The organism is Egicoccus sp. AB-alg2 (assembly GCF_041821065.1).
GTDB lineage: Bacteria > Actinomycetota > Nitriliruptoria > Nitriliruptorales > Nitriliruptoraceae > Egicoccus.
On sequence record NZ_JBGUAX010000003.1, the window covers coordinates 482,261 to 497,469 of the forward strand.

The following is a 15,209-nucleotide window of genomic DNA, read 5'->3' on the forward strand; positions in this document are numbered from 1 at the left end:
CGTCGAGCACGTTGCTACGGTGCGGCCATGGATGCGACGCCGTGGCTGTCCGACGACGAGCAACGCGCCTGGCGCGGGCTGGCCGCCGTGTTCCTGCGCTTGCCGGGCGCGCTGGAAGGCCAGTTGCAGCGGGACGCGGGCCTGTCGCACTTCGAGTACTGGGTGATGGCACTGCTCAGCGAGGCCGACGGCCGGGCACGGCGGCTCCGGGATCTCGCCGCGCAGGCGAACTGCTCGCTGTCCCGGCTCTCGCATGTCGTGACGCGGCTGGAGCGCCGCGGCTGGGTGGTGCGCGAGCCGGTACCCGACGACGCCCGCAGCACCTACGCGGTCCTGACCGAGGACGGGTTCACCCAGGTCGTCGCGGCGGCCCCCGGACACGTCCGGGCCGTCCGGTCCCTCGTGTTCGACGCCTTGGACACCGCGGACGTGGCCGACCTCGAGCGGATCTGCTGGGCGATCGTGGCCCGGCTGGACACGGACGCCTACGCACCGCGCGCCTGACGGCAGGTCCGGCGGGTCAGGTCCGGCGACGGACCAGCAGCACGGCCGAGCCGACCCCGCCGGTGACGGCGGTCGCGGTCCCGCCCATCGCGAGGTAGCCGGCCAGGGCGAGCGAGTCGGCGGTACAGGCACCCTCACGCGTGCACGGGTGCAGCAACGCCAGGACGGCGGCGACCATCACCGCGAGTCCGCCCGCGAAGGCCAGCCCCCAGGCCAGCCACATGGCGCGTGACGGGCGACGGATCGTGGACCGGTCCTGCATCCTGCCCCGTGCGTCGGCGACTCGGCGTGGACCGGACCGTACCCAACCGGGGACGCGAATCGTGGCGGGCAGGCGGGTGCACCATCCTCTCCTGTCCGGGCGGACGTGGCCAGGAGGTCATGGCCGGGAGGCGGGACCCGCCCCCTGTCTCCGACCGCGGTCGTAGGTCAGCATGGGGTCATCCGAAACGGGGGTTCCCGCCTCGTGTCCGAACGGGTCTCGTCCGGACACCGCCCCCCGGCCAGCGGCCCGCCCGGGTCACCGTCCGGAGGGTGGCGGGGGCGCGACCACCTCACCGGCCCGGTGGGTGACGCTTCCCCAAGCACCTCCCAGCCGCGCGGCTGGGACCCCTGACCAAGGAGATCGACACATGCTGCTCCGTAAACGCTTCCTCTCGCTCGCCGCGGTCGCCGGCCTGGCCCTCGCGGGCGTCGCCTGCGACGACGGTGGCACCGCCGAGGACACCGGCACGACCGACACCGGGACGACCGAGGACACCGGCACCGAGGACCTGGGTGGCGAGACCGGCGCGGAAACCGGCACCGAGGACACCGGCGCCACCGACGACGCCACCGGTGGCGACACGATGGAGGACACGGAGACCGAGGGCTGATCCGCTCTCCGAACGACCTTCGCGCGACACCCACCGCCGTTCGGCGGTGGGTGTCGCCGTCGTATGCCTGGGCGGCGCGGCCTAGTCGGCGAGCAGGCGCTTGGCCAGCGAGCGCACACCCTCGAGGTCGCCGCCGGCCGCCGTGGCTGCGTGCAGCGTCGCGTGGTCGTCGCCCGGGCGCAGGGGCAGCAGGTCGTCGCCCTCCAGGGTGACGACGATGCCACCGGCCTCCTCGACGAGCAGCGAGCCCGCGGCGATGTCCCAGACGTGGGGGACGACCGCGACCGACGCGGCCGCCACCCCTTCGGCGACGAGGGCGAGGTCCAGGGCCGTGGAGCCCATCACGCGCGGGTTCAGGGCCACACCCGCCCGCCGGGCCCGCCGAGCGGTGCCGGTGGTGAGCATGACCGGGACGTGACCCATGGTGGCGTCGTCCCAGGCGACGGGACGGCGCACGTGGACCGTGGCACCGTCGCGACGCGTGCCTTCGCCCCGCACCGCCTCGTAGCGCCGCGACAGGGCGGGGGCGTCCACGGCGCCGAGCACCACCTCACCCCGGTAGGTGAGGGCGACCGCGACGCACCAGTACGGCAATCCGGCGGTGAAGTTCGAGGTCCCGTCGATCGGGTCGATGACCCAGCACCACTCGCGATCGGGAACCACGGTGTCGTGTTCCTCGCTGAGGATCCCGTGGCCGGGCAGCACGCGGCCGATCGCGGCTCGCAGGCGTTCGTCGGCCTCGTGATCCAGGTCCGTGACCGGCGTGCCGTCCGCCTTCGCGCTCGCCTCGACACGTCCGCTGGCCTGGCGCAGGTCGACACCGAGCGCGTCCAACGTGGGGTGGAGCAGCCCACGGGCATGCTCGATCACCAGGCGCACGTCGGCGGGCAGCGGCGTCACGGCGGTCCTCAGCGGGGGATGTCGGCACCCTACCCGCCGAGGTCGGGGCCGTTCGGTGGGCGACGGACGCCTGGCCGTTCGCGTCGACGCCTACGGCACCGTAACTTACTCTCTCGTAGCCAGACCCCCGTCCCCGAGGGAGCCCGCGTGTCCTCCGTCACTGCGTCCCGTCCTGCTCCGGAGCCCGACACGCCCGTCCGTGGCGTCGAACTGGCCTCGCCCCGCGCCGTGCGCTGGCAGCGGCTGTCGATCCTGCTGATCGTGGCGCTGCCCCTGCTCGGTCTCGGCGCCGCGCTGTGGTGGGGGTGGGGACGCGGGATCGGCGCCGTCGACCTCGGGCTGTTCCTCGGCTTCTACGTCTTCACGGGGTTGGGCATCACGGTCGGCTTCCACCGGCTGTTGACCCACCAGAGCTTCCGGGCGCCGCAGTGGGTCCGGGTGCTGTTCGCGGTCGCCGGGTCGATGGCCATCCAGGGCGCCGTCATCGACTGGGTCGCCACGCACCGCCGTCACCACGCCTACTCGGACCGGCCCGGCGATCCGCACTCGCCGCACGTGGACTTCGAGGACGGCTTCCGAGGTCTGCTCAAGGGCCTGTGGCACGCGCACGTCGGCTGGCTCGTCTCGCCCGAGCAGACCGTGCAGCAGGCCTGGGCGCCCGACCTGCTCAAGGACAAGGCGATCCTGCGGGTCAACCGGCTGTTCCCGTGGCTGATCCTCGCCACCTTCCTCCTGCCGGCCGTGCTGGGTGGTCTGCTGACGATGTCGTTCGCCGGTGCGCTCACCGGCTTCCTGTGGGGCGGTCTCGTCCGGATCTTCCTGCTCCACCACGTGACCTGGTCGATCAACTCGATCTGCCACGTCTTCGGTACCCGCCCGTGGGCCGCGCACGACGAGAGCCGCAACAACCCGGTCATGGCCCTGCTCGGCTTCGGCGAGGGCTGGCACAACGGCCACCACGCGTTCCCGGCCTCGGCCCGCCACGGGCTGCGCTGGTGGGAGTTCGACGTGTCGTGGGTCGTGATCCGCACCCTGCAGGTGCTGCGGCTCGCGCGTGACATCAAGCTGCCCTCGACGGCCCAACTCGAGCGCCGTACCCGTCGCGCCCGCGCCCGCGCGTAGTCGCGCCCGCGCGTAGCCGCGCCCCGGGCGGGTAGCGTGCCGGGCCAGACCATCGCCGGCGCTGAGGGGGCGTGCGTGACCACGGTCAGGCGGGTGCGCATGACGGCGCCCGAGCGGCGCGAGCAGTTGATCGGCGTCGCACGGTCCGTCTTCGCCGAACGCGGCTACCAGGGTGCGGCCATCGAGGAGATCGCCGACCGCGCGGGTGTGTCCAAGCCGGTGGTCTATCAGCACTTCGGCGGCAAGGAGGGCCTGTACGCGGTCGTCGTCGACCGTGAGGTCCGCCGGCTGACCAGTGCGATCGCCGGCTCGTTCGACGCGATCCACCCGCGGCTCGTCGCCGAGTCCGCGGCCGACGCGTTCCTCGCCTACATCGAGGAGCACGAGGACGGCTTCCGGGTGCTCGTCCGCGACGCCCCCGTCGGCGCCAGCGACGGCACCCTCGCCTCCGTGCTCGACGACGTGGCCGTCCGCGCCGAACGGCTGCTGGTCGACGAGTTCGGCGAACGGGGCTTCGACGAGAACACCGCGCCCATGTACGCACGCATGCTGGTGGGCGCGGTGGCCCTGGTCGGCGAGTGGTGGCTGGAGGTCCGCGAGCCGCCGCGCGAGGTCGTGGCGGCCCACGTCGTGAATCTGTTGTGGAACGGCCTGCGCCACCTCGACCCGGCACCCACGACCCGCCTCCGCGACGACCGGCTGCGTGGCCACGCCAGCGCGGCCGAGGAGGATCCCGCATGATCCCGCGCCCCGAGCCGCAACTGATCGCCCGCCTCCAGGGCTTCGGCACGACGATCTTCAGCGAGATGACCGCGCTGGCGATCGCGCACGACGCCGTCAACCTCGGCCAGGGCTTCCCCGACGAGGATCCGCCCGCGGCGATGGTCGAGGCGGCGGCGCAGGCGATGCGTGCGGGCCACAACCAGTACGCACCCGGGCCGGGCGTGCCCGCCCTGCGGCAGGCCGTCGCCGACCACCAGAAGCGCTTCCACGGCCTCGACCACGACCCGGACACCGAGGTGACTGTCACGTTCGGCGCCACCGAGGCGATGGCCGCCAGCCTGCTCGCCCTGTGCGAGGTCGGCGACGAGGTGATCGTGCTCGAGCCGACCTACGACGCCTACACGGCCATCATCACCCTCGCGGGTGCGGTGGAGGTGCGGGTCCCGCTGCGCCCGCCGCACTTCACCCTCGACCTCGACGCGCTGGCAGCCGCCATCACCCCACGGACGCGCGCGATGGTGCTCAACACCCCCCACAACCCGACCGGCACCGTGCTGCTGCCCGACGAGTTGGACACGATCGCCGCGCTGTGCGTGGAGAACGACGTGATCGCGCTGACCGACGAGGTGTACGAGCACCTCGTCTACGACGGTCGCCACGTGCCGCTGGCCACGCGTCCCGGCATGCGCGAACGGACCGTCACCATCTCTTCGGCCGGCAAGACCTTCTCCTGCACCGGCTGGAAGACCGGCTGGGCGTGCGCCGCGCCGCCGTTGACGCGGGCGCTGCGCACCACCAAGCAGTTCCTCTCCTTCGCGGGCGGTACCCCGCTGCAGCACGCCGTCGCGGTCGGCCTGGGCGCCGAGGACGCGGTCTACGACGGTGTCCGCGAGCGGCACCGGCGCCGCCGCGACCTCGTCGTCGACCGGCTCCTGGCCGCCGATCTGCCCGTGCACCGCCCCGCCGGCGGGTACTTCGTCACCCTCGACGTCGCCGCGCTCGGCCACGACGACGGGGAGACGTTCTGCCGCTGGGCGCCGGAGGCGCTCGGCGTCGCGGCCGTACCGGTCAGCGCGTTCGTCCGTGACCCGGGGCCGGTGCGTACGCTCGTGCGACTGGCCATCTGCAAGCCCGACGCCGTGCTCGAGGAAGGGCTGGACCGGCTCCTCCGCGCGCGCGAGCATCGGCCGTAGCCGTCGTCGTCGACCGATCGGAGCGCCGCGATGAGGATCGCCGCCGTGCAGCACGACATCGTGTGGGAGGACCGCGAGGCGACCCTGCGCCACCTCGACGACCGCGTGGCCGGCGCGGTGGCCGGCGGCGCCCGACTGGTCGCGTTCACGGAGATGTTCGCGACCGGCTTCTCCATGAACACGCACACGACCGCGGAGGCGCCGGATGGGCCGACCGTCACGTGGATGGTCGACCAGGCCGCCCGGCACGACGTCTGGGTGGCCGGGTCGCTGGCGATGCGCCTGCCCGAGCGCGAGTTGCCCGTCAACGCCCTGTGCGTGGTCTCGCCCGGTGGCGAGGTGCACCGCTACGACAAGATTCACCCCTTCAGCTACGCCGGCGAGCACGAGCGGTTCGGGGCCGGCGACCGGTTCGTCACCGTCGACGTCGAGGGAGTCCGACTGACGCCGTTCGTCTGCTACGACCTGCGCTTCGCCGACGAGTTCTGGGCGTGCGCCGCGACCACCGACGCCTACCTGGTGGTGGCGAACTGGCCGGCGCCCCGCCGCCACCACTGGCGGGCGCTGCTGGACGCCCGCGCGATCGAGAACCAGGCGTACGTGGTCGGCGTGAACCGTGTCGGCGAGGGCGGCGGACTCAGCTACACGGGCGACAGCCGGATCGTCGACCCGCTCGGTGAGGTCCTCGTGTCCGGAGCCGGCGGTGAGACGGTGCTGTTCGCCGATCTCGACCCGCACGTGGTCGCCAAGGTCCGCGACCAGTTGCCGTTCCTGCCCGACCGGCGCACCGGCTGACCTCGGTCCGGCTACCGGACCGTGAGCGACACGTCCCGGCCCGCGGACCGGCCGGCCGCGTTGTAGGCCATGACCCGCAGCGTCACGGTCTTGCCGCGCGGCAGGCCGGTGACGACGGCCGGCGACGTCTTCACCGTCGCCAGCGTCGCGGTGGACGCGCAGCCCGCCACGCACTTGACCCGGTAGCCCTTGACCGGCGCGGCCGTCGTGGACGCCGCCGGCGTGAACCGGACCTCGACCCGCCCGCTGCCCAGCGCGGTGGCGCTCGCACCGCCGGGGCGCGCCGGGCGGTCGATGGGCCTGACCTCGACGGTGACGGCCTTCGACGTGCCGGCCTGGTTGACCGCGCGCACGCCGAAGGTCGCCGTCGTGCCGGTCGGCAGGCCGGTCAGGGTGTGCGTGGTCGTCTCCGGCGGGAGCTTCGCGACCGTGGTGCCATTCACCTGGACGCGCAGACTCGTCGTCGGCGTGGTCGGGTGTGGCCACGCCAGCCGTACCGCGCCCGGCCCCGCCACCTTGCCGGTCAGCGACGCCGGTGGTGCGGGTGCCGGATGGGTCGCCGGCGACGTGGTGCTCGGATAGGTCGCGAAGTTCTGCGTGAGGTAGATGGCGCTGCCGTAGGCGGCCGGGGCGCAGGCGAAGCCGAGCCCGACGTGCGTCGACGTGGCCCGCATGATGTTGGCGTGGTGGCCGGGCGAGTCCACCAGCTGCTGGTGCAGGGCCCGCACCGAGTCCAGCCCCCGTTCCGGGTAGCGGTAGGCGATGTTCTCCGAGCCGCTCGTCGCGCCGGCCGGGTACTGGCCGAAGTACGACGGGTTGTGCGCGAACGTGCCGGTGGAGGCCATGTTGCGCGACCAGGTGCGGGCGACGTCGTGCAGCCCCTCGAGCGGTGCGACGGGCGCGACCCCGCCCGCGGCGCGCGTCTCGTTGATCAACTCCAGCGCGAGCCGCTCCATCCGCGCCGCCGTCTCCGTGCACGCGACGGTCGTGGCGTTCGCCGGGACGCTCGTGGCGCCGGCGAGCAGCAGCACGGCCATGAGCGCGGTGACGGTTCGTCGGAGCATCGCGGGCGATCCTGGTCGGCAGCGGCGGTCGCTCGTCCAACTCGTCGACCGTCGATGCGCCAGCCTTGAGCGCCCGCGCGCTGGGGCGACAGCCGCCTCACCTCGTGAGCAGGGACGGTTCGTCGATCCCGGCCAGCTTGTACGGGTTGTTGACCGCGTAGAGGTGCGTGATGCGGCCGTCGGCGACGACGAGGCTGACCACGGCGACGGCTTCTCCGTCGAGGTCGAGCCGGGCCGCCGGGGCGCCGTTCAGCCAGATGGTCTGGATGCGGGCGCCGGGTGCCGCCCGGGTGAGCCCGCCGAGCAGGCGTGCCACCCGCTGCGCGCCGTGCACCGGCTGCCGGATCGCCGCCGCGAGCCCGCCGCTGTCGGCGACCGCGACGACGTCGGGCGCCAGGACCTCGAGCAGCGCGTCGACGTCGCCGTCCTGTGCCGCGGCCAGGAACCGCTCCACCACCTCCCGTTGCTGCGTCGGGTCCACCTCCATGCGTGGCCGTCGGGCGGCGACGTGCTCCCGAGCCCGGTGGGCGATCTGCCGCACCGCCTCGGGGGACTTGTCGAGCGCCCCGGCGATCTCGTCGTAGGGGGTGTCGAAGACCTCGCGAAGTACGAACGTCGCGCGCTCGGCCGGGCCGAGCGTCTCCAGCACCGTGAGCATCGCGACCGAGACGCTCGCGGCCAGCTCGGCGTCCTCGGCCACGTCGGGGCTGGTCAGCAGCGGCTCCGGCAGCCATGGGCCGACGTAGTCCTCGCGGCGTCTGCCGAGCGAACGCAGCCGGTTCAGCGCCTGGCGGGTGACGATCCGGACCAGGTAGGCGCGCGGGTCTCGCACCTCGGCGTGGGCGACCTCGGCCCACCGCAGCCACGTCTCCTGCACGACGTCCTCGGCGTCGACGGCCGAGCCGAGCATCTCGTAGGCGACGGTGAACAGCAGGCCGCGGTGGGTGACGAACGGGTCCTCGCTCATGCGGTCGAGCGTAGGTCGTGGCTCGGGCTGGCCAGCGGCGGGAGCCCGCACGACGCCGCGAAGCCCTGCGACCGGATGCCGAGCGCGATGTTCGAACGTGCCGCCATGTTCGCCGCGCCGACGAACGCGGTCAGCTCGACCAGTCCGGCGGGGCCCAGCTGTTCCAACAGCCGGGCCGACATCTCGTCGGTCACCGTCGGTGGTGTGGCCGCCATCGCCTCGGCGTACGCCATCACCTCGCGTTCCAGCGGGGTGAACACGTCCGACGTGCGCCAGCGCGGCACCTCGCGCGCCTTGTCGAGGTCGAGGTCCTCGTCGTTGGCCTGGAAGTACCCGAGGTCCAGGCAGAAGCTGCACCCCACGAGCGAGGCCGTGGCCATGTGCGCGAGCGACTTCAGCTGCTTGTCGCACGCATTCCAGCGCTCGGCCTTGGTGGACAGCCCGAAGAAGGCCTTCAGCACCGGCAGGTTGTGCCACATCACGCCCAGCGGTTCGGGCACCTCGCCGAGCTTCTTCCGGACGATGCGCTTGAGCAGTGTCCCCTTGATGCCGCCGACCTCTGCGGAGGGAACTCGGGTGGTGCTGGCCATGGGTCCTCCTGTCGTTCATGCCATGGCATGAAGACACCGGCCGGCGGCGGGTTGTGACAGACCGTGCGAGACTGCGACGGATGTGTCGGGTCGCTGCCGAATCGGCAGGACGCCGACGCGCACGCGAGGAGACGTCGCCATGTCCGCCGAGGCCGTCCCGGTCCCGAAGTTGTGCCAGGTCGTCATCGACGCCACGGACCCTCGCACGACCGCGGAGTTCTGGCGGCAACTGCTGGGCCTGGTCTATCGCGCCGGGCACGAGCCGCCGCCGGAGGGCCAGGACGACACCGCCGGTCGCGACTGGCTCAACCTGTTCGATCGCGACGGGAGCCCGCGCCTGGCCTTCCAGCACGTCTCGGACCTCGCCCCGACGACCTGGCCCGAGCACGCCGTGCCCCAGCAACTGCACCTGGACCTGACGGTGGACGGGGTCGAGCAGTTGGAGGCGGTGCACGAGCGGGTGCTCGCGCTCGGCGGGGCGCTGCGCCTGGACCGTTCCGACGACCCCGAGGAGCCGCTGCGGGTGTTCGTCGACCCGGCCGGCCACACGTTCTGCGTGTTCGTCGGCTGAGCACCGGCACCGGATCCGTCGTCGTGCGTACCCAGGCCGGGCTGCCGTTTCCCTGAACTCGCACTGAAGGAGTTGGTATCGTCCGGGACGCCGAGCGGGCATCCGGGGGGCAGGGACCGACGTGCAGTTCGGAGTACTGGGACCGCTCTCGCTCGTCCGTGACGGGGCGACGATCGACGTGACGACGCCCAAGCAGCGGGCCCTGTTGACCCACCTGCTGGTGCAGGCGAGGCGGCCCGTCCCCATCGAGCAGCTCGTGGCCGGGCTGTGGGGCGAGCAGCCGCCGGCGCAGGCGCTCGTGAGCCTGCGCTCGTACGTCTCGAACCTGCGTCGGACGCTGGACGGCACCGGGGTGACCATCGCGTCGCGCAATCGTGGCTACCTGCTCGACGCCGACCCGGACGCCGTCGATCACGTCCGCTTCGAGCGTCTGCTCGCGACGGGCCGTGGCCACCTGCGGGCCGGTGATCCCGCGGCCGCCCTCGGGGCGTTGGACGCGGCACTGGCGCTCTGGCGCGGTGACGTCTTCGCCGACGCGGCCGACAACGAACTCCTGCGCGGCGACGCCGTCCGGCTCGACGAGTTGCGGCGCGGTGCGCACGAGGACCGGATGGAGGCGCTGCTGCAGCTGGGACGCCCGGAGGAGGTCGTGGCCGCCGCGACCGACTTCGTGCTTCGCGAGCCGCTGCGCGAGCGCGCCCGCGGCCAGCTGATGCTCGCGCTGTACCGCACCGGCCGTGGCCCGGACGCGCTCGAGGCCTTCCACGGGTTCCGCTCCCTGCTCGCCGACGAGCTGGGCCTCGACCCCAGTCCCCACCTGCAGCGACTCGCCGACGACATCCTGCGGCAGGAGCCGGAGCTGTCGCGGGAACGCGACGGCGCGGCGACCCCGCCTGCGGCCCCACCGGTGGCTGCTCCCATCGCCGGCCCGGACGCCCCCCCGACCCGCCTCGCCGGTCGCGTCCACGAGCGGACGGAGCTGCGCTCGTCGCTCGAGCGGATGACGGCCGGCACGGGCAGCGTGCTGCTGGTGGTCGGCGAGCCCGGCATCGGCAAGACGACGCTGCTGGAGGGCATGGTCGAGGACGCCGTGGCCCTCGGTGCCGTCGCGGCCTGGGGCCGGTGCCCCGAGACGCCCGGTGCGCCGGCCTTCTGGCCCTGGGTCCAGGCGCTGCGGACCCTCGCGGACGCCGTGGACGACCCCACGCTGTCGCAGCTGGTGGCGGGCGAGGCCAGCGCGCTCGCGCACCTCGTGCCGACGATTGCGGACCGGACGGGGGCGGCGCCCGGCGACCTGGCCGGACACGCCGAGGCCCGGTTCGTGCTCTTCGACGCGGTGGACCTCTTCCTGCGCCGGTTCACCGCCGCGCGTCCGCTGCTGGTCGTGATCGACGACCTGCACTGGGCGGACGAGCCGAGCCTGCAACTGCTGGGCTACCTCGCACCCCATGTCGGGGATCGACGGCTGGTCCTCGCGGCGAGCTACCGCGACGTGGTCGCCGACTGGTCACCGACACTGCAGGCGACGCTCGCCGAACTCGTGCGCGCACCGACTTTGCAGCAACTCGGCCTGGCGGGTCTGCTCCCCGCCGACGTCGCCCGCGTCGTCGCCGACCGCACCGGGCAGGTACTGCCGGTCGAGGAACTGCTGCGCCTGCACGAGCGCACGGGCGGCAACCCCTTCTTCGTGCACCAGCTCGCCCAACTGCGTCGCGAGTCGTCCGACCCGGACGGTGTCCCGACGTCGGAGGCGCTTCCCGCGGGCGTCCGACACGTGCTGGCACGCCGCCTGTCCGCCCTGCCGGACCAGACCCGCACGCTGCTCGAGGCCGCGGCCCTCGCCGGACGCGACATCGACCCGGCCGTCGTCGGGCCGATCGTGGGTGGCGACACCGCGGGCGTGCTGGAGCGCCTGGAGCCGGCGGTGGCCCACGGCCTCGTCGAGCGGACCGGGCCCGTCACCGCACACCGGTTCGTGCACGCGCTCGTCCGCGAGTGCCTCGTGGACGCGGTCCCGCCCGCGCGCCGGCTCCGGCTGCACCGGGAGCTCGGGGCCGCGCTCGAGGCCACCGGACGGGCACCCGCGTCGGCCGTCGCCGAGCACTACTGGCGGGCGGCTGACCTGATCGACGACGACCGGCCGGTCCGCCAGCTCCTGCTCGCGGCGGCCGAGGCACGCGCCGTCCTGGCCCACGAGCAGGCCGAGCGGTACCTGCGTCGAGCCCGCGAGCTGACCGCCGCCCGCGGCGACGCGGCGGGTGAGCTGGAGGTCCTGCTGGCGCTGCTCAGCCTGCTGACGACCACGCACGGCTGGATCGCGACCGAGATCGTGGAGGTGGTGGAGCGCGCGCTGGATCTGGCCAGGGACGGGGACATCGACGGCCAGACCCACGTGGGCCTGTGGTGGTCGCTGTGGACCTACCACCAGAACCGGGCGGATTTCGATCGTGCCCTGGCCGTCGCCGCGGAGGTGCCGGCCGTCGGATCGGCGCAGCGTCTGGCCGACCTGGCCGGCGCCGTCATGCGCGCCTCGACGGGGCTGGACACCGGGCTGGACCCCGAGGTCGCCGTCGACACCTTCACCCGGGTCGCGCGCGAGCTCGCCGAGTGGCGAGCCCCCGAGGCGACCGGCCGCCGTGGGTCGGCCGGCGCCGGCGTGCGACGCCTCGACGGCTTCGGCGCCACGCTGACCGTCGTCGTCCACTGCCTGCTCGGTGAAGCCGAGGCCATGCGTGGCAACACCGGACCGGCGCTCGCCGCGGCCAGGACGGCGCAACGTCTTGCCGCCGACACGGACGACCTCTTCGCCTTCGCCTGGGCCGCCCTGCTGTCGGGTTGGACCGGCATCGTCGCCGACGACCCGGAGTTCGTCCTCGAGATCGCCGAGCCCGCCATCGAGGTGGCGACCCGTCACGGCTTCGGCCTCGCCCGCGACATGTTGACGGTCAGCGCGAACTGGGCCCGCGCGCGGATCGACGGAGACGCCGCCGCTCGGGCGGCGGACATGCGGGCCGGGGTCGAGGCGATCCTCGCCACCGGCGTGCGCTACGCCCAGCCCCAGTACCTGCTCTTCACCGCCGAGACCTTCCTGCTCGCCGGTGCGCTCGACGACGCCCGCGACTGTCTGTGGCAGGCCGTGGCCCTCGCCGCCGAGACGGCAGAGGCGCTGCCTGCCGAGCGGCTGCGGCGCCTGCAGGGGACGTTGGGGACACCACCGACGGTGCCTGCGGCCTGAGGTCCCGGTCGGCGCGAGACCGGCGGAGCGCCGCTCCAAGGCCGTGCCAAGGCCAGCACAAGCCGCGTCGCGGACGGTGACCTCCGAGCAGCTGCCGGCGTGGAACCGGTGGGCTGCGGGAGGACCCCGTGAGCATCGACGTGACCGCCGACACCTGGGAGCAGGAGGTGCTCGCCGCCTCCGGGGTCGTCCTGGTCGACCTCGATCGACCCGACTGGGCGTCGTCGGCCGGCTTCTCGCTCGTGCTCACGGCCCTCGTCGACGCATGGCCCGGCCTCGTCGTCCGACGGCTGGACGTGACCGCCGCCCCGGCCGTGGCACGGCGCTACGGCGTCACGTCGGTGCCGACGTTGCTCGTCTTCGTCGACGGGGTCCTGCGCCACCGGCTCGTCGGTACCCGGCAGCCGGACCAGCTACGCCGTGAGCTCGCGGCACTGCTCGACCCATACCCACCGTCGGTCGCGTCGTCGGCCGTATCCAGGAGTCACGACCATGAGCTCTGACCGTTCGCACGTTCCCGCGCACGCCCCACGCCGCCGCGCGAGCCGAGCACGACGTGGCGCCGCCAACGTCGTCCTGGTGGCGTTGGCGTTGCTGATCGCGCTCGGCGGGACGGCCTTCGCCGCGACCGGCGGCACGTTCGTCCTCGGGCGCAAGAACATCGCCGAGACCGTCACGACCCTGTCCAACACGACCGGCCCGGCGCTGTCGCTGCAGGCGCCGGCCGGCGCGCCCCCACTACGGGTCAACCGGTCGGTCCGTGTCGCCAACCTGAACGCGGACCTGCTCGACGGCAAGGACGCGTCCACGTTCACGCCGAAGTCCGCCTTCGACAAGCTGAAGGCCGAACATGCGGCGCTACAGGCGAGCCACGCCGCACTCACGTCACAGCACGCCGCGCTGGAGGCCCGCGTCGTCGAACTCGAGGCCCGTCCCGGCGCAGACACGCAGCTGGCGGCACGCGTGGCCGACCTGGAGGCCCTCCTGGCAGGTGTCGAACGACGACAGGTCGCCGGTCAGCCGACGATCCGCTTCGACGGCGTGAACCTCCAGCTGGTCAACGGCAGTGGCCGCACCGATGTCGCCAACGGCCGGGGCAACCTGCTGCTCGGCTACGCCGCGGCGGCGAAGGAACCGCGCCGCACCGGCTCGCACTACCTCGTGATCGGTGACTTCCACTCGTGGACCTCCACCGGCGGCATCGTCGCCGGTCACTGGAACACCGCCGACGGCTTCGCCGCCTCGGTGCTCGGCGGCGAGCGCAACACCGCGAGCGGGCACTACGCCACCGTCACCGGCGGGCTCGGCAACACCGCCAGCGGCACCCATGCCGTCGTGGCGGGCGGCGGGGCGAACGTGGCGTCCGGCACGCGGGCCGCGGTCACGGGCGGGGCCGAGAACACGGCCAGCGGGCTGGCCTCCTCGGTGACCGGCGGCCGGAAGAACGTCGCGACCGGCAACGGCGACGACATCCTCCGCGACGGCGACTACTCGACGGTCAGCGGCGGTCACGGCAATACGGCCAACGGTTACCACGCCAGCATCGCAGGCGGTAAGGACAACGTCGCGCGCGGGCGGACCACCGCGATCCTCGGCGGGGCGGGACGGATGCTGGCGAACCCGCTCGAGTGCCATCCCGCGTGCTCGTGACGGCGAGCAGGGCAGGCGCACGCCAGTAGCCTGTGGATGCGGTGCGTCCGGCCGGGCGCACCGCGTTCGCGTACGAGGAAACCCACACCCATGCAGGTCGCGCTGGTCACCGGCAGCTCCGAACTGGACTTCGTCGCCGACGTCGACGTGCCGCTCGTCACGGCGCTCGAGGCGCGTGGCGTGACGGTCACCCAGCCGCGCTGGGACGACCCCGACGTGGCCTGGGAGTCCTTCGACGCCGCCGTCGTGCGCACCACCTGGGACTATCCGCAACGGCGCGACGAGTTCGTGGCGTGGGCGGCCGCAGCCGGCGAGCGGACCCGGCTGTGGAACCCTGCCGGGGTCCTGCGCTGGAACACCCACAAGTCGTACCTGCTGGAGCTGGAGGAGCGCGGCGCACCGGTCGTGCCCACCGCATGGCTCGGCCAGGGTGACCGCATCCGGCTCGACGAGCTGCTGCAGGCCCGTGGCTGGACCGAGGCGATCGTCAAACCCGCCGTCGGGGCCGGCGCCAGCGGCCTGCAGCGGATCCGCGCAGGCGACCCTGCCGGTCAGGCCCACCTCGAGGCACAGCTCGCCGCCGGTGACGTGCTGGTGCAGCCGTACCTCGCCAGCGTGGAGACCCGTGGCGAGCTGTCCGTGGTCGTGGTCGACGGCGAGGTCAGCCACGCCGTGCGCAAGGTCCCCGAGGGCGGCGAGTTCCGCATCCACGAGGAGTTCGGCGGCCGCAACCTCGTCGAGGAACCCGACGCCGACACCGTCGCGCTGGCCCGCTGGATCGTGGAGTCGACCGGACACGACCTGCTGCTCGCCCGCGTCGACCTGCTGGAGGACGAGGTCGGCCAGCCGCAGCTGATCGAGCTGGAGGCCACCGAACCCGACCTGTTCCTGCGCTCGGTACCCGAGGCGGGGGAGCGGATCGCCGACGCCGTCGTCGCGCGGCTGCGTCCGTCCGACGGCCCGGGCACCCGTCCGGTCGAGGGCTGATCTGCGAAGCTCGGACGGACCCGCACGGTCGAG

16 protein-coding genes are annotated in these 15,209 nt (G+C 73.4%); 11 read left to right on the plus strand and 5 right to left on the minus strand.

Translation table 11 applies throughout. The features are described 5' to 3' along the window. The first annotated feature begins 27 nt into the window (after positions 1-27). On the plus strand, positions 28-504 hold the full coding sequence (locus ACERM0_RS07430; RefSeq protein WP_373677923.1) for a MarR family winged helix-turn-helix transcriptional regulator: 477 nt from the start codon (positions 28-30) through the stop codon (positions 502-504). A gap of 16 nt (positions 505-520) precedes the next feature. On the opposite strand, the gene ACERM0_RS07435 is transcribed toward ACERM0_RS07430, so the two are convergent. Next, positions 521-766 (minus strand): hypothetical protein, encoded by a 246-nt coding sequence (locus ACERM0_RS07435; protein ID WP_373677924.1) that lies wholly within the window; start codon positions 764-766, stop codon positions 521-523. Positions 767-1,136: 370 nt separating this feature from the next. Between ACERM0_RS07435 and ACERM0_RS07440 the strand changes: the two genes are divergently transcribed. Then, positions 1,137-1,379: a hypothetical protein gene (locus tag ACERM0_RS07440; protein ID WP_373677925.1), complete on the plus strand. Its 243-nt coding sequence runs from the start codon at positions 1,137-1,139 to the stop codon at positions 1,377-1,379. Positions 1,380-1,460: 81 nt separating this feature from the next. Here the strand turns inward: ACERM0_RS07440 and ACERM0_RS07445 are convergent, their stop codons facing one another. Then, complete coding sequence (locus ACERM0_RS07445) at positions 1,461-2,279, minus strand: inositol monophosphatase (RefSeq protein ID WP_373677926.1); 819 nt, start codon at positions 2,277-2,279, stop codon at positions 1,461-1,463. 147 nt (positions 2,280-2,426) lie between these two features. Here ACERM0_RS07445 and ACERM0_RS07450 point away from each other — a divergent pair, with 147 nt between their 5' ends. The 4 genes from ACERM0_RS07450 (at position 2,427) to ACERM0_RS07465 (ending at position 6,112) form a co-directional block, all read left to right on the plus strand. After that, positions 2,427-3,401 carry an acyl-CoA desaturase gene (locus ACERM0_RS07450; RefSeq protein WP_373677927.1) on the plus strand — a complete coding sequence of 325 codons (975 nt, stop codon included), beginning with the start codon at positions 2,427-2,429 and terminating at the stop codon, positions 3,399-3,401. A gap of 75 nt (positions 3,402-3,476) precedes the next feature. After that, positions 3,477-4,142 (plus strand): TetR/AcrR family transcriptional regulator, encoded by a 666-nt coding sequence (locus tag ACERM0_RS07455; protein WP_373677929.1) that lies wholly within the window; start codon positions 3,477-3,479, stop codon positions 4,140-4,142. Beyond that, positions 4,139-5,317, plus strand: coding sequence for an aminotransferase class I/II-fold pyridoxal phosphate-dependent enzyme (locus tag ACERM0_RS07460; RefSeq protein WP_373677930.1), 1,179 nt, complete (start codon positions 4,139-4,141; stop codon positions 5,315-5,317). Before ACERM0_RS07455 ends, ACERM0_RS07460 begins: the two co-directional genes overlap by 4 nt. Before the next feature lie 30 nt (positions 5,318-5,347). After that, a complete protein-coding gene (locus tag ACERM0_RS07465; protein ID WP_373677931.1) occupies positions 5,348-6,112 on the plus strand; it encodes a nitrilase-related carbon-nitrogen hydrolase in 765 nt (254 codons plus the stop codon). Between the two features lie 11 nt (positions 6,113-6,123). On the opposite strand, the gene ACERM0_RS07470 is transcribed toward ACERM0_RS07465, so the two are convergent. The 3 genes from ACERM0_RS07470 to ACERM0_RS07480 form a co-directional block, all read right to left on the minus strand. Beyond that, positions 6,124-7,176 (minus strand): CAP domain-containing protein, encoded by a 1,053-nt coding sequence (locus ACERM0_RS07470; RefSeq protein WP_373677932.1) that lies wholly within the window; start codon positions 7,174-7,176, stop codon positions 6,124-6,126. 97 nt (positions 7,177-7,273) lie between these two features. Continuing rightward, positions 7,274-8,143 carry an RNA polymerase sigma-70 factor gene (locus tag ACERM0_RS07475; protein ID WP_373677933.1) on the minus strand — a complete coding sequence of 290 codons (870 nt, stop codon included), beginning with the start codon at positions 8,141-8,143 and terminating at the stop codon, positions 7,274-7,276. Further along, a complete protein-coding gene (locus ACERM0_RS07480; protein WP_373677934.1) occupies positions 8,140-8,733 on the minus strand; it encodes a carboxymuconolactone decarboxylase family protein in 594 nt (197 codons plus the stop codon). Before ACERM0_RS07480 ends, ACERM0_RS07475 begins: the two co-directional genes overlap by 4 nt. Before the next feature lie 139 nt (positions 8,734-8,872). Between ACERM0_RS07480 and ACERM0_RS07485 the strand changes: the two genes are divergently transcribed. The 5 genes from ACERM0_RS07485 (at position 8,873) to ACERM0_RS07505 (ending at position 15,176) form a co-directional block, all read left to right on the plus strand. Further along, positions 8,873-9,304, plus strand: a complete 432-nt coding sequence (locus tag ACERM0_RS07485) for a VOC family protein (protein WP_373677935.1) — start codon at positions 8,873-8,875, stop codon at positions 9,302-9,304. Between the two features lie 121 nt (positions 9,305-9,425). Beyond that, positions 9,426-12,539 carry a BTAD domain-containing putative transcriptional regulator gene (locus tag ACERM0_RS07490; RefSeq protein WP_373677936.1) on the plus strand — a complete coding sequence of 1,038 codons (3,114 nt, stop codon included), beginning with the start codon at positions 9,426-9,428 and terminating at the stop codon, positions 12,537-12,539. A 128-nt stretch (positions 12,540-12,667) separates the two neighbouring features. Next, positions 12,668-13,042, plus strand: a complete 375-nt coding sequence (locus ACERM0_RS07495) for a thioredoxin family protein (RefSeq protein ID WP_373677937.1) — start codon at positions 12,668-12,670, stop codon at positions 13,040-13,042. Then, positions 13,032-14,189 carry a hypothetical protein gene (locus ACERM0_RS07500; RefSeq protein ID WP_373677938.1) on the plus strand — a complete coding sequence of 386 codons (1,158 nt, stop codon included), beginning with the start codon at positions 13,032-13,034 and terminating at the stop codon, positions 14,187-14,189. Before ACERM0_RS07495 ends, ACERM0_RS07500 begins: the two co-directional genes overlap by 11 nt. A 90-nt stretch (positions 14,190-14,279) precedes the next feature. Beyond that, positions 14,280-15,176, plus strand: a complete 897-nt coding sequence (locus ACERM0_RS07505; protein WP_373677939.1) for a RimK family alpha-L-glutamate ligase — start codon at positions 14,280-14,282, stop codon at positions 15,174-15,176. Positions 15,177-15,209: the final 33 nt, after the last annotated feature.